Here is a 12,275-nt window from a genome sequence, read left to right as displayed (position 1 = left end):
TTAGCAAGTAGAGTACCGCACGGTGCTCGAACTAGCGAGGCTGGGGGCGGAACCCGCGCAACCGCAGCGAATTCGTCACGACGAACACGCTCGAGAACGCCATCGCGAGCCCGGCGAGCAACGGGTTCAGCAGCCCGAGCATGGCAATCGGAATCGCGGCGACGTTGTAGCCGAAGGCCCAGAACAGGTTGCCGATGATGGTGCGCAGGGTGCGTCGAGCGAGCCGGATCGCGTCGACGACGACGAGTAGGTCGCCGCTCACGACGGTGAGGTCGGAGGACGCCATCGCCGCATCGGTGCCGCCGCCCATCGCGATGCCGAGATCGGAGGCGGCGAGCGCCGCCGCGTCATTGACGCCGTCGCCGACCATGGCGACGACGCGCCCGTCGGCCTGCAGCTGCCGAATCACATCGAGCTTGCCGGCGGGCGTCACGCCCGCGCGCACGTCGTCGATGCCGAGCTCGGCCGCGACCGCCGCGGCGGCTCCAGCATTGTCGCCCGTGAGCAGCACGGGCGTGAGCCCGAGCGCACGCAACCGCGAGAGCGCGAGAGCCGAGGTCGGCTTGAGCGTGTCGCCGAGAACGATGACTCCGGCCACGGCTCCGTCGATCGCGACGACGATCGGCGTCGCACCCTGAGACTCAGCATCCGTCACGACTGAATCGTCGACGGGCACAGCCCACTCCTCGCGCAGCCACGATGCCCGGCCGATCGCGAGCGCGTGCCCGTCGACGACGGCCGTGACACCGGCCCCGGCGTGCGCCTCGAAGCTCTCGGCCGGCAGCAGCTCGAGGCCGGACGAGCGCGCGTGGTCGACGACCGCCCGGGCGAGGGGATGCTCCGACCCGTCTTCGGCGGAGGCGGCGAGCACGAGCATCCGGTCGCGATCGATGCCGCCCGCCGCCGTGACCGAGCGCACCGCCATGTGCCCCGTCGTGACGGTGCCGGTCTTGTCGAGCACGATCGTGTCGATGCGGCGGGTGCGTTCGAGCACCTGCGGGCCCCGAATGAGGATGCCCAGCTGCGAGCCGCGACCCGTGCCGACGAGCAGCGCCGTCGGCGTCGCGAGGCCGAGCGCGCACGGGCACGCGATGATGAGCGTCGCGACCGCCGCCGTGAAGCCGATCTCGACCGAGTCAGCGAAGACGATCCAGGCCAGAAGCGTGACGAGCGCGAGCAGGAAGACGATGGGCACGAAGATGCCCGAGACGCGGTCGGCGAGCCGCTGCACATCGGCCTTGCCGGTCTGCGCCTCTTCGACGAGGCGCGCGAGGCGCGCGAGCTCGGTGTCGGCGCCGATGCGCGTCGCCTCGACGACGAGGCGCCCGCCCACGGCGAGGGTGCCGCCCACGACGCGGTCGTCGACCGTGACGTCAACGGGCACGGATTCGCCGGTCAGCAGCGACTGGTCGACGCTCGAGGCTCCCTCGATGACGAGACCGTCGGTCGCGATGGTCTCGCCGGGGCGCACGACGAAGCGGTCGCCGACCTGCAGCGCGTCGACGGGCACGCGCACTTCGACACCGTCGCGCAGCACGGTCGCCTCGCGCGCAGCGAGGTCGAGCAGAGCGTCGAGGGCTTCGCGCGAGGAGCGCTTGGCGCGCGCTTCGAGGTAGCGGCCGAGCAGGATGAACACCGTCACAGCCGCGGCGACCTCGAGGTAGATCTCGTGGGCGCCGGCTTCGGGCGTACCGAGCAACTGCAGCTGCATAGTCATGCCGGGCATGCCGGCCTCGCCGAAGAAGAGCGCGTACACGCTCCACAGGAAGGCCGCCGTCACGCCCACCGAGATGAGGGTGTCCATGCTCGCGATGAAGCGGCGCGCGTTGTGCAACGCGACGCGGTGGAACGGCCACGCCCCCCACACCGCGACGGGTGCCGCGAGGGTCAGGGCGAGCCACTGCCAGTTCGTGAACTGCAGCGTCGGGATCATCGTCAGCACGAGCACGGGCACCGTGAGCACGGTGGAGATGAGGAGCCGCTGCCGCAGCGCGCCGAGCTCGTCGGGCGCGCTCGGCGCTGAACCGTTCCCGCCCTGATCTCCGGATGCTGCGCTCACCTCGCGCGGAACGACGAGCGTCGCCGAGTACCCGGCCTTCTCGACCGCCGCGATGAGCGCGTCTACGTCGAGCTGCTCTGCGGCCCCCGCGGCCGCGCGCACGCTCGCCTTCTCGGTCGCGTAATTGACCGTGGCCTCCACGCCGGGCACCTTGTTGAGGCTGCGCTCGATGCGGTTGGCGCACGAGGCGCATGTCATGCCCGTCAGCTCGAGCTGCAGGCCGGCGGGCTCGGTTTCGGCGCCCACCGCGGGCCGGGCATCCGTGGTGCTCATCGTCTAGAGCAGTGCGTAGCCGGCCTCGTCGACCGCTGCGCGCACCCTCTCCGGGCTAATCGAGGCGCTCGAGCGCACAGTGACGCGCGAAGCGCCGTCCTTCTTGAGCACGATCTCGACGGCGTCGACGCCCTCGATCGCACCGACTTCTTCCTTCACCGAGGAGACGCAGTGACCGCACGTCATGCCGGTCACGAGGTACTCGACGGCGAGACCGCCGGGGGCCGTGCCGTTGCCGATGCTGGAGACACGTGCCTCCGAGGTCGCAGTCTCGGTGGCTGCGGCGTCAGCGCCGCCGTCGCCGTGCCCGCACATGCAGGCTCCGCCACCGCAGCATCCGCCGGCGGCGCTCTGGTCGCCGAGAAGGTTGAGGGAGTTCTGGGGCATGCCGTTGGTGTCCATGCGCCCCATTGTCGCATACCCCCTAGGGGTACGCAAGGGCTCGTCGAGCTGGTGGTTCTAGGCACCCAGGACAAGTCCGGGAACCGACGCCGCTAGCTCGTCGGCAGTGGGGGTCATGCCTCGCTCGGGTCGGATGCGCACCCAGTCGAGATCGGGTCTCTCCGTGAGGGGCGAGTAGTCCTTCCCGCTGACGCGTCCGAAGAACTCTAGATGCCGTAGCGACCGTGCTTGACGGAGGAAGCTGAGCGAGTCGATAGCACCTTCGGTGCTGAGTCGGAGAGTCTCCAGCACCTCGAGCCCACCCACAGGACTGAGGTCACGGACGCCACGACGGATCGAGAGGTCGAGGTACCGGAGGCTGTTCAGTGACACGATCGGCTCCAGGCTCGTCGTGGCGGGACCAGGTGCCAGAGTCAAGCGCTCCAGTCGAGTGAGCGAGCGCAGAGGTTCCAGCGTGTCGATGTCGCTCCAGGTCGACACCAGTGAGCGGAGCTCCGTCTGCGCGGCGAGGGCACGGAAGACCGCTTTGGGCAGGCGAAACGGAAATGACAGGTGCACGATCCCTCTCGGTTCCGAGAAGAACGTGATCCACTCGCGCGCCGTCGAGCGACTGCGCGGAGCGCCGTCGCCCGCCTCCCATGCCGAGCAGGACACCGACAACCGCGACTGGCCTCGGTAGTCGGCCGGTCGTTCCAGCACACGAGGTACGAGGCCTCGCTCGTCCAACTCCTGCTCAGCGGCGGCGCACCGTTCCCGGAGCGACGAGTCATCCCCCTCGCCTCCGGCATCATCCGTGCCGTCGACGATCAGGGACAGGTCTGCCCACAGCCGACGCAGCGAGTCGTCGTCCAGGCAGCGCACGTCGCGCTCGTCCTGGAGCGCCTCGTCGAGAAGGAACCGTGTCGCACCCTCGACGTCGTCGGTGTGCGTCGGGCCTTGGTAGAGGTGAGGCGGGATCTGCCACTCGCGGCCGACGGAAACCAGCCAGCAGATTTGTGCACGGCGCGCAGCCGCCCAGGCGACGAGCGGGTCGGATCGGCGCGAGAGCTCGATCCCTCCAGCAACCTCACCCCATTCGTGAGCCTCCACGTCCAGATCTATCCCGCGCGTGCGCAGGTAGAGGTCCCACGAATCGGTGCATCCTGCGGAGAGCTCCAGCAGAGTGTCGATGGCACTCACTTCGCAGGGTCCGACGCGGGTCGCCCGAGCGCCCGCTCGTACTGGTCACGGTCGAACTCGAAGGGCCCGAGCGCGCGGAGATCCCAGTCACGGTGCCCCATACGGAAGCCGCACCAGCGAACGGTGGTCTCGTCGACCTCGACTCTCGCGGTCAGCGGCCAGCATCCGGCAACGCTGCAGGTACAACCGAGAAGCGTCGTGTCACCGTCGAAAAACCACTGCTCTTCTGGTTCGCCCAGGTAGTGCCGCGATGGCCACAACCATGGTCCGTCGAGTCCGGCGTAGCTGCCCGCCAGGTCCGGCTGGCCGGCCGCGACAGCGCTAGGCGTCTCGACGACTCGCGCCAGGTCCGCGAGTCGCACGCCGTTGACTATGAGGTCGATGCCCCACCACCCGGGCGTCAGCGCGTCACTCTCCGAGAACACTCGGTCGAAGGTGACGACGTCCATGCGAGCATCATGCCGCATGCTCCACACCGAGTCAGGGGTCCAGTATCAGGCCACCGGGTGCTCATGCACCGCCGAGCTCAGCGTCGCCCCGTTGAGCTCGAGGTACAGCTGCCGCTCCGTGACCGACACCGTGAGGGTGTTGCGCCGCTCGAGGGCCCCGACCGCAGCGTCGATGAACCCGGGGTCGAAGCTGTGCAGCACGATCGCTGACGCCTCGTGAATCTTCTTGCCCGCCCACGGCGCCATAACCTTGACGGGGTCGCGGTGCGTGTACACGACGGTGCGCTCGGCGAGCTTGCTGCCGTGATGCAGGCGCGCAGCATCCGGAGCACCGACCTCGATCCACCCGGTCAACCGACCCGTCGTATCGCGTACGACGACGGCGGGCTCCTCGGTCGAGGAGAGCCCCTCGCTGAAGGCGATGCCCTCGGTGTGCTCGAGGCAGTACGCGAGCACGCGCGTGACCATGTAGGCGTCGGTCTCGGAGGGGTGCCGCGCGACGCGGATGCTCAGCTCCTCGTACACGCCCCGATCGACATCGGCGAGCGACCCCGTGAAGGTGTGCACCACTGCGCCCGTTGCCATGAGGCCGAGCCTACGAGAAGAAAACCCTGTGGTGCGCGAGGGGGGACTTGAACCCCCACGTCCTTTCGAACACTGGCACCTGAAGCCAGCGCGTCTGCCAATTCCGCCACTCGCGCGCAACGGCCGCGAGCATCTTCCCCGAGAGGATGAGTGCCGTGCCGTCAACCAGGTGACATTATCACAGCGCACACCCACCTCTCCGTTCGGCCCCTGCTACCTGCGCCGACTACCATCAGAGGGTCGTCGGCGCCCATGCAGGTGCTTCCACCACGATCATCGAAGGAGGCGGCGATGGGGCTTCTCGACAGCTTCGAGCGCGGTCTCGAGCGGGTCGTGGGCGGAGCGTTCGCCAAGACCTTCAAGAGCGGCGTGCAACCGCTCGAGGTGGCCGCGGCCCTGCGCCGCGAGCTCGACACCAAGGCGGCGGTCGTCTCGCGCGAGCGGATTCTCGTGCCGAACATCCTGACGGTGCGCCTCTCGCCCGCCGACCACGCGCGCATGGCCTCCCTCGGTGAGGCCCTCATCGACGAGCTCACGCAGCTGCTGCAGCAGCACGCGGCCGCCCAGCGCTACACCTTCCCCGGCGGCATCAGCATCACCCTCACCGTCGACGACGGTCTCGCCGAGGGCGTCGTCGTCGTCGACTCCGAGTCGGTCAAGAACAAGGTCGTGTGGTCACCCATCGTCGAGATCGACGGCGAGCGCCACCGCCTCACCCACTCGCGCACGGTCATCGGCCGCGGCAGCGAGGCCGACATCACGATCGCCGACACGGGCACGAGCCGCACCCACATCGAGATCTTGTGGGATGGGGAGCGGGCGCAGCTCACCGACCTCGGCAGCACGAACGGTACGCACCTCAACGGTGCGCCGGTGTCGCGTGCCGTGCTGCCTCCCGATAGCGTGATCGAGATCGGCCGCACGCGGATCGTCTTCCGCGTGCTGGCGCAGACCGGTCGCGGCGCCGGCCCGACCCCACCCCGAGGAGGCCAGCGATGAGTGAACTGACGCTCCTGGTGCTCCGCATCGGATTCCTGCTGCTCCTGTGGGCGTTCGTCTTCGCGATCGTCTACGCCCTCCGCTCCGACCTGTTCGGGCAGAAGGTGCGGCGGGTCGCTCCCCCCGTGACGCCCGCCGCGCCTCGGGAGGCCGACTCCTTCCCCCCGACGCCGCCCACTCCCGCTCCCCAGCCGAAGGTCGACGACCCGCCTGCCAAGAGGCTCGTCATCACCTCCGGCACCAAGGAGGGGCTCGAGATCGAGCTCACGGAGGAGCAGCTCACGATCGGTCGCTCCTCCGACTCCGCCCTCGTCGTCCGCGACGACTACACCTCGACCCACCACGCGCGCCTCATGCTGTGGGACGGCCAGTGGATGGTGCAGGATCTCGACTCGACGAACGGCACCTTCCTCGCCGGTAACCGCGTGAGCGTCCCCACACCCGTGCCGCTCAACACGCCCGTGAGTGTCGGTACGACGACCTTCGAGTTGCGGCGGTAGCGCCCGTGACGACGCTCTCCTGGGCGGGATCGCACGTCGGTCGCATCCGCGCCAACAATCAGGATTCCGGCTACGCCGGTTCCCACCTCTTCGTGGTCGCCGACGGCATGGGCGGGCACGCGGGAGGGGATGTCGCGAGCGCGCTCGCGATCCAGTCCATCGCCCACATCGACCGTGAGTTCGACAGCCCCGAGGAGGCTGAGGAGGCGCTCGCCTCCGCGCTCCTCGAGGCCAACAAGGAGCTCGCCGAGACCGTCTTCGAGCATCCGGAGCTGACCGGCATGGGCACGACCGTCAGCGGATTCGTGCGCGTCGGCGACCAGCTCGCCCTCGCCCACATCGGCGACAGCCGCATCTACCGGTGGCGCGACCACGAGCTCACGCAGATCACGAAGGACCACACCTTCGTGCAGCGCCTCGTCGACAGCGGGCGCATCACCGAGGAGGAGGCCGCGACGCATCCCCGGCGCTCGGTGCTCATGCGCGTGCTCGGCGACGTCGACATCACGCCCGAGATCGACACGATGGTCGTCGACACGCAGCCCGGAGACCGCTGGCTGCTGTGCTCCGACGGTCTCACCGGCTACGTGCCCGAGTCAGAGATCGCGAGCGTGCTCTCGCGCCAGCCGGATGCCGCGGAAGCCGGCCAGCAGCTCATCGAGGCGACGCTCGAGAACGGCGCCCCTGACAACGTCACGATCGTCATCGTCGGCGTCGACGCCGGCCGGCCGAGCGGGGTGCCGCAACCGAGCCTTGTCGGGGCCGCCGGCGCGCCGCTGAGCTACTCGCCGGTCGCCGCCAAGCGCTCGCTGCGCATCCCGGCCATGCTGCTGCACCCCATCCGCGCCGCGATCACCGACCCGGAGGACGAGCACTTCGAGCCGGAGTCGGAGGAGTTCCTGCGCGAGCTCATCGCCGAGGACCGGCGGCGGCGCATCCGGCGCCGCATCACCTGGTCGGTCGGCATCGTCCTCGTAGTCGGCATCATCGTGGCCGCCCTCACGGCCGGCTACCAGTGGACCCAGACGCGGTACTTCGTCGGCACCGCCGACGGCAACGTGGCGATCTACCAGGGCGTGCAGCAGGATCTCGGGCCCTTCCCGCTCTCGAGCGTCGTCGTCGAGACGCCCATCGCGGTCGACGAGCTGCCCGACTTCACGCGGCGCAGCGTCGAGGCCACCATCAACGCCGACAGTCTGAGCGATGCGTACCGCATCATCGAGAGGCTCACCGATGTCGTCGACTGAGCCGACCGTGCCGCTGGCTGGCCCCGTGGTGGACGGGGATGCTCCGCTCGCGCCCGCGACGCAATCCATCAGGATCCGTCTGCGGACGCCCTCGCCGCTGCGCACCCTCGAGTTCTGGCTCGTCCTCATCGCCATCGCCATCACGGGTGCGGCGGTGACCCTCGTGCAGCTCGGCGCGCTCGGCGCGCTCGACCCTCAGGTGCTGCTGTACAGCGCGGGGCTCGGCGTGCTCGGCCTCGGCGTGCACGTCGTTCTGCGCATCGTCGCGCGCGACGCCGACCCCTTCGTCCTCCCGATCAGCATGACCCTCAACGGGCTCGGCGTCGCCATGATCTACCGCCTCGATATCGCAGAGGGCTTCGCGGGCTGGGAGAGCGCGGGCATCCGCCAGATGGTGTGGACCGCGATCGCCATGGTCGCCGCGATCGGCGTGCTCGTGCTCGTGCGCAACCACCGCGTCCTCGCGCGCTACCGCTACGTCGCGATGGTCGTCGGCATCGGCCTCCTGCTGCTGCCCCTCCTGCCGGGCATCGGCCAGACGATCAACGGTGCACGGCTGTGGATTCAGCTCGGGCCGTTCTCCTTCCAGCCCGGTGAGATCGGCAAGATCGCTCTCGCGGTGTTCTTTGCGGGGTACCTCGTGACGGCGCGCGAGTCGCTCTCAATCGTCGGGCGACGCGTGCTGGGCATCCAGTTGCCCCGGGGTCGCGATCTGGGCCCGATCGTCATCATCTGGATCGCCGCGATGGGCGTTCTCGTGTTCCAGCGCGACCTCGGTACCTCCCTCCTCTACTTCGGCCTGTTCCTCGTCATGATCTACGTCGCGACCGGCCGCCTGAGCTGGGTGCTGCTCGGCCTCACCCTGTTCGTGGGCGGTGCCCTCCTCGCCAGCCGGGTGCTCGGCTACGTCGGCGGCCGCTTCGACGCGTGGCTCGACTCGTTCAACCCCGAGGTCTACGAGGCGGTCGGCGGCAGCTATCAGCTCGTGCAGGGCATGTTCGGGCTCGCCAACGGCGGGCTCATCGGCACGGGTCTCGGCCAGGGGCGGCCCGACATCGTGCCGCTCGCCGAGAGCGACTACATCATCGCGAGCCTCGGCGAAGAGCTCGGGCTCGTGGGTCTGTTCGGCATCCTCGCGCTGTACCTGCTCCTCGTCGCCCGCGGCTTCCGCATCGGCTTCAACGGCAGCGACGACTTCGGTCGCCTGCTCGCTGTGGGCCTCTCCTTCGTGATCGCCCTGCAGGTGTTCGTCGTCATCGGCGGCGTCACGCGCGTCATCCCCCTCACCGGCCTCACGACCCCGTTCCTCGCCGCCGGCGGCTCCTCGCTCGTCGCCAACTGGATCATCATCGCCCTCCTTCTGAGGCTGAGCGACAGCGTGCGCCACCAACCGCGACTGGTGGTGGAGGACTGATGAACAAGGAATTGCGCCGAGTGAGCGTCGCGACGCTCGCGATGTTCCTCGCCCTGTTCGTGTCGACGAGCGTCATCCAGGTGTTCGCGGTCGACGATCTTCAGGCGGATGATCGCAACGTGCGCACGCTCTACGCGAGCTACTCGGCAGAACGCGGGCCGATCCTCGTCGGCAACTCCCCGATCGCCGAGTCGGTGCGGGTGGACGACGAGTACGAGTTCTTGCGCACCTATCCCGAGCCCTTCCCGTACGCCCACGTGACGGGCTACTTCACGCTCAACCAGGGCGTCACGGGCATCGAATCGGCCTTCAACGACTTCCTCACCGGCACAGCCAACGAGCAGTTCCTCGACCAGCTCAGCGCGATCGTCACCGGCCAGAGCCCGCGGGGGGCCGCGGTCGAGCTGACCGTCGACCCGGTCGTGCAGCAGGCCGCCTACGAGGCGATGGGCGACCTGACCGGCTCGATCGTCGCGATCGAGCCGGCGACCGGGCGCATCCTCGCGCTCGTGTCGACGCCGAGCTACGACCCGAACCGGCTCTCCTCGCACAGCACCTCCGAAGTGCTGGAGGTCTACGACGAGTTGCTCGCTGCCGACGGTGACCCGCTCATCAATCGCGCGATCACCGGCGACCTCTACGCTCCCGGCTCGGTCTTCAAGCTCGTCGTCACGGCAGCGGCGCTCGACAGCGGCGCCTTCGACGCCGACGACGAGTTCCCCAACCCGGCTAGTCTCACCCTGCCGCTGAGTTCGTCGATCGTGACCAACTCGAACAACAGCACGTGCGGCCCCGGCGACACCGCGACCCTCGAGACGGCGTTGCGTCTGAGCTGCAACATCCCCTTCGCGGAGCTCGGCCGCGAGCTGGGCGAGCAGACGCTCGCCGACTACACGACCGCGTTCGGATTCGGCACCGCGCACGAGATTCCGCTCACCGCGACCCCGAGCACCTTTCCCACGGGAATGGATGAGGCCCAGCTCATGCTCTCGTCGTTCGGGCAGTACGACGTGCGCGTGACGCCCCTGCAGGTGGCCATGGTGAGCGCCGCGATCGCGAACGGCGGCAACCTCATGCAACCGACCCTGCTCGAGCGCATCGTCGCCCCCGACCTCGCGACGATCGACGCCCCGGAGCCCGTACTGCTGAGTCAGCCGATCGCGCGATCCACCGCCACGGAGCTCACGGCACTCATGGTCGAGGGGGTCGCCAACGGGGCCGCGTCTAATGCCAGAATAGAAGGCGTCGACGTGGCGGGTAAGACCGGCACGGCCGAGAACGGTGAGACCGAGCCCTACACCCTGTGGTTCACCGGTTTCGCCCCCGCCGACAACCCGCAGGTCGCGATCGCTGTCGTGATCGAGAACGGCGGCGGGCAGGGGCAGTCCGCGTTCGGCAACCAGATCGCGGCTCCGATCGCGAAGAGAGTTCTTGAGGCGGTGCTGAGCAGATGAGGCCTACGAGCGGGCTCACCTTCGGTGGGCGCTACCAGTTGCTCTCCCGCATCGCGATCGGCGGCATGGGCGAGGTATGGCAGGCGACCGACCTCGTGATCGGCCGCACCGTCGCACTCAAGATCCTCAAAGACGAGTACATGGGCGACCCCGGGTTCCTCGAGCGGTTCCGCGCCGAGGCCCGCCACGCAGCGCTCGTCAACCACGAGGGCATCGCCAACGTCTACGACTACGGCGAGGAGGAGGGGAGCGCCTTCCTCGTCATGGAGCTCGTGCCCGGCGAGGCGCTCTCGACGATCCTCGAGCGCGAGCGGGTACTGCCCGCCGATCAGGTGCTCGACATCATCGCCCAGACGGCGTCGGCTCTGCACGCGGCGCACCAGGCGGGGCTCGTGCACCGCGACATCAAGCCCGGCAATCTGCTCATCACCCCCGACCGGCGGGTCAAGATCACCGACTTCGGCATCGCTCGTATCGCCGACCAGGTGCCGCTCACCGCGACCGGGCAGGTCATGGGCACGGTGCAGTACCTGTCACCGGAGCAGGCGAGCGGGCACTCCGCCTCACCCTCCACCGACGTCTACTCCCTCGGCATCGTCGCCTACGAGGCCCTCGCCGGCCGCCGGCCGTTCACGGGCGAGTCGCAGGTCGCGATCGCGATGGCCCAGATCAACGAGGCGCCGCCCGAGCTACCGGTGACCGTCGCCGAGCCCGTCCGCAACCTGATCTTCGCGTCGATCGCCAAGAAGCCCTCCGAGCGTCCTGCCTCCGCGCAGGCCTTCGCCCGCGCGGCGCAGGCCCTGCGCCGTGGGGATGTGGGCGCGGCGGCGGCGATCGTGCCCGCCATCACGGGTGGGGCGGCAACCGAGGCGACCCAGGTGCTCGGCGCCGTCGCCTCGGAGGATGCGACGAGGGTTCTGCCGAGCATGGCCGGCTCCGCAGCCACGACGACCGCGCCCCAACCGGTTCCGGCGCAGCGCAGTCCGTGGACGTGGCCCCTCATCGCCCTGTCGAGCGTGCTGCTGCTCGCCCTGGTCGGCGTGCTCATCGCCGTCTTCGCCGAGCCGAACGAACCCACTCCCGTGCCGACCGATACATCGAGCGTCGAGCCGACCGAGATCGAGACTCCGTCTCCCAAGCCCACGGTCGACACCGTGCACATCGTCGAGGAGGAGTGGGTGGGCCTCACGCGCGCCCAGGTGCAGGAGAAGGCGGCCGGCCTCGACCTGCGCATCGAAGAGGTCGACGGCAACATCGCCCCGAGCCAGGATCAGCAGGGCCGCTCGTATCGCACGACGCCGATCCGCGGCGAGGTGCAGACCGGCACGCTCCTCACGGTGTACTTCTACACGAACATCCCGACCCCGCCGCAACCGAGCAATCTCGCGATCGCACCGGGGGAAGGGCCGTACCCCGCGGGAAGCGACGTCACACTGAATTGGCCTCGCTACGACAACTGCCCCGCCGGCTACAGCCTCGAGGGCTACAACGTGACGATCGTCGGCGGAACCCCCGCGCAGGGCAACCCGCTCCCCGCCTCCGCGACAAGCCTCATCGTGACCCTCGCCGACAGCGGCCAGTTGCGCGTCACCTACGTGGCGCAGTGCGGCTCCCTGCAGTCCGAGCGCTCCAACGAGCTCGCCGTACCCATCGCCGAGGAGTGAGAGCTTCCCGCCCGATCATCGGGTGGCCGTGCACCGCGACCACCTACACT

Annotated in this window: 11 protein-coding genes and 1 tRNA gene; 6 read left to right on the top strand and 6 right to left on the bottom strand. The window is 69.2% G+C overall.

Features of this window, described 5'->3' with window-relative positions; translation table 11 throughout:
- Nucleotides 1–31 precede the first annotated feature (31 nt).
- The 6 genes from FK219_RS05745 to FK219_RS05720 form a co-directional block, all read right to left on the bottom strand.
- Entirely contained in the window at nucleotides 32–2,332 is a 2,301-nt protein-coding gene (locus FK219_RS05745) for a heavy metal translocating P-type ATPase (protein ID WP_152583339.1), read from the bottom strand.
- Between the two features lie 3 nt (nucleotides 2,333–2,335).
- Complete coding sequence (locus FK219_RS05740) at nucleotides 2,336–2,734, bottom strand: heavy-metal-associated domain-containing protein (protein ID WP_235923777.1); 399 nt, start codon at nucleotides 2,732–2,734, stop codon at nucleotides 2,336–2,338.
- Nucleotides 2,735–2,791: 57 nt separating this feature from the next.
- A complete protein-coding gene (locus tag FK219_RS05735) occupies nucleotides 2,792–3,913 on the bottom strand; it encodes a leucine-rich repeat domain-containing protein (RefSeq protein ID WP_152583338.1) in 1,122 nt (373 codons plus the stop codon).
- Entirely contained in the window at nucleotides 3,910–4,362 is a 453-nt protein-coding gene (locus tag FK219_RS05730) for a hypothetical protein (RefSeq protein ID WP_152583337.1), read from the bottom strand. The genes FK219_RS05735 and FK219_RS05730 overlap by 4 nt, the downstream gene beginning before the upstream one ends.
- A 45-nt stretch (nucleotides 4,363–4,407) precedes the next feature.
- Nucleotides 4,408–4,947, bottom strand: a complete 540-nt coding sequence (locus FK219_RS05725) for a YaeQ family protein (protein ID WP_152583336.1) — start codon at nucleotides 4,945–4,947, stop codon at nucleotides 4,408–4,410.
- Nucleotides 4,948–4,976: 29 nt separating this feature from the next.
- A tRNA-Leu gene (locus tag FK219_RS05720) sits at nucleotides 4,977–5,063 on the bottom strand.
- A 175-nt stretch (nucleotides 5,064–5,238) separates the two neighbouring features.
- On the opposite strand from FK219_RS05720, the gene FK219_RS05715 reads away from it, so the two are divergent.
- From FK219_RS05715 to FK219_RS05690, 6 genes are read left to right on the top strand one after another with little or no spacing between them, the layout of a single operon-like run.
- The gene (locus tag FK219_RS05715) at nucleotides 5,239–5,946 is read left to right on the top strand and encodes an FhaA domain-containing protein (RefSeq protein WP_152583335.1); all 708 of its coding nucleotides are present in this window, start codon (nucleotides 5,239–5,241) and stop codon (nucleotides 5,944–5,946) included.
- Nucleotides 5,943–6,446 (top strand): FHA domain-containing protein FhaB/FipA, encoded by a 504-nt coding sequence (locus FK219_RS05710; protein WP_152583334.1) that lies wholly within the window; start codon nucleotides 5,943–5,945, stop codon nucleotides 6,444–6,446. Before FK219_RS05715 ends, FK219_RS05710 begins: the two co-directional genes overlap by 4 nt.
- Before the next feature lie 5 nt (nucleotides 6,447–6,451).
- Entirely contained in the window at nucleotides 6,452–7,693 is a 1,242-nt protein-coding gene (locus tag FK219_RS05705) for a Stp1/IreP family PP2C-type Ser/Thr phosphatase (RefSeq protein WP_152583333.1), read from the top strand.
- On the top strand, nucleotides 7,680–9,107 hold the full coding sequence (locus tag FK219_RS05700) for an FtsW/RodA/SpoVE family cell cycle protein (RefSeq protein WP_152583332.1): 1,428 nt from the start codon (nucleotides 7,680–7,682) through the stop codon (nucleotides 9,105–9,107). Before FK219_RS05705 ends, FK219_RS05700 begins: the two co-directional genes overlap by 14 nt.
- Nucleotides 9,107–10,561 (top strand): peptidoglycan D,D-transpeptidase FtsI family protein, encoded by a 1,455-nt coding sequence (locus FK219_RS05695; protein ID WP_152583331.1) that lies wholly within the window; start codon nucleotides 9,107–9,109, stop codon nucleotides 10,559–10,561. Before FK219_RS05700 ends, FK219_RS05695 begins: the two co-directional genes overlap by 1 nt.
- Entirely contained in the window at nucleotides 10,558–12,225 is a 1,668-nt protein-coding gene (locus tag FK219_RS05690) for a serine/threonine-protein kinase (protein WP_152583330.1), read from the top strand. Before FK219_RS05695 ends, FK219_RS05690 begins: the two co-directional genes overlap by 4 nt.
- Nucleotides 12,226–12,275: the final 50 nt, after the last annotated feature.

It is taken from the genome of Microcella pacifica, assembly GCF_009371975.2.
GTDB lineage: Bacteria > Actinomycetota > Actinomycetes > Actinomycetales > Microbacteriaceae > Microcella > Microcella pacifica.
Note: the sequence above shows the minus strand (reverse complement) of the source record. Positions and strands in the feature narration are given on the sequence as shown.

Excerpts from the sequence above, each read along its gene's own strand:
- FK219_RS05725 (WP_152583336.1), bottom strand. The coding sequence starts at position 4,947 with ATGGCAACGGGCGCAGTGGTGCACACCTTCACGGGGTCGCTCGCCGAT.
- FK219_RS05715 (WP_152583335.1), top strand. The coding sequence starts at position 5,239 with ATGGGGCTTCTCGACAGCTTCGAGCGCGGTCTCGAGCGGGTCGTGGGC.
- FK219_RS05740 (WP_235923777.1), bottom strand. The coding sequence starts at position 2,734 with ATGGACACCAACGGCATGCCCCAGAACTCCCTCAACCTTCTCGGCGAC.
- FK219_RS05745 (WP_152583339.1), bottom strand. The coding sequence starts at position 2,332 with ATGAGCACCACGGATGCCCGGCCCGCGGTGGGCGCCGAAACCGAGCCC.
- FK219_RS05700 (WP_152583332.1), top strand. The coding sequence starts at position 7,680 with ATGTCGTCGACTGAGCCGACCGTGCCGCTGGCTGGCCCCGTGGTGGAC.
- FK219_RS05695 (WP_152583331.1), top strand. The coding sequence starts at position 9,107 with ATGAACAAGGAATTGCGCCGAGTGAGCGTCGCGACGCTCGCGATGTTC.
- FK219_RS05710 (WP_152583334.1), top strand. The coding sequence starts at position 5,943 with ATGAGTGAACTGACGCTCCTGGTGCTCCGCATCGGATTCCTGCTGCTC.
- FK219_RS05690 (WP_152583330.1), top strand. The coding sequence starts at position 10,558 with ATGAGGCCTACGAGCGGGCTCACCTTCGGTGGGCGCTACCAGTTGCTC.
- FK219_RS05730 (WP_152583337.1), bottom strand. The coding sequence starts at position 4,362 with ATGGACGTCGTCACCTTCGACCGAGTGTTCTCGGAGAGTGACGCGCTG.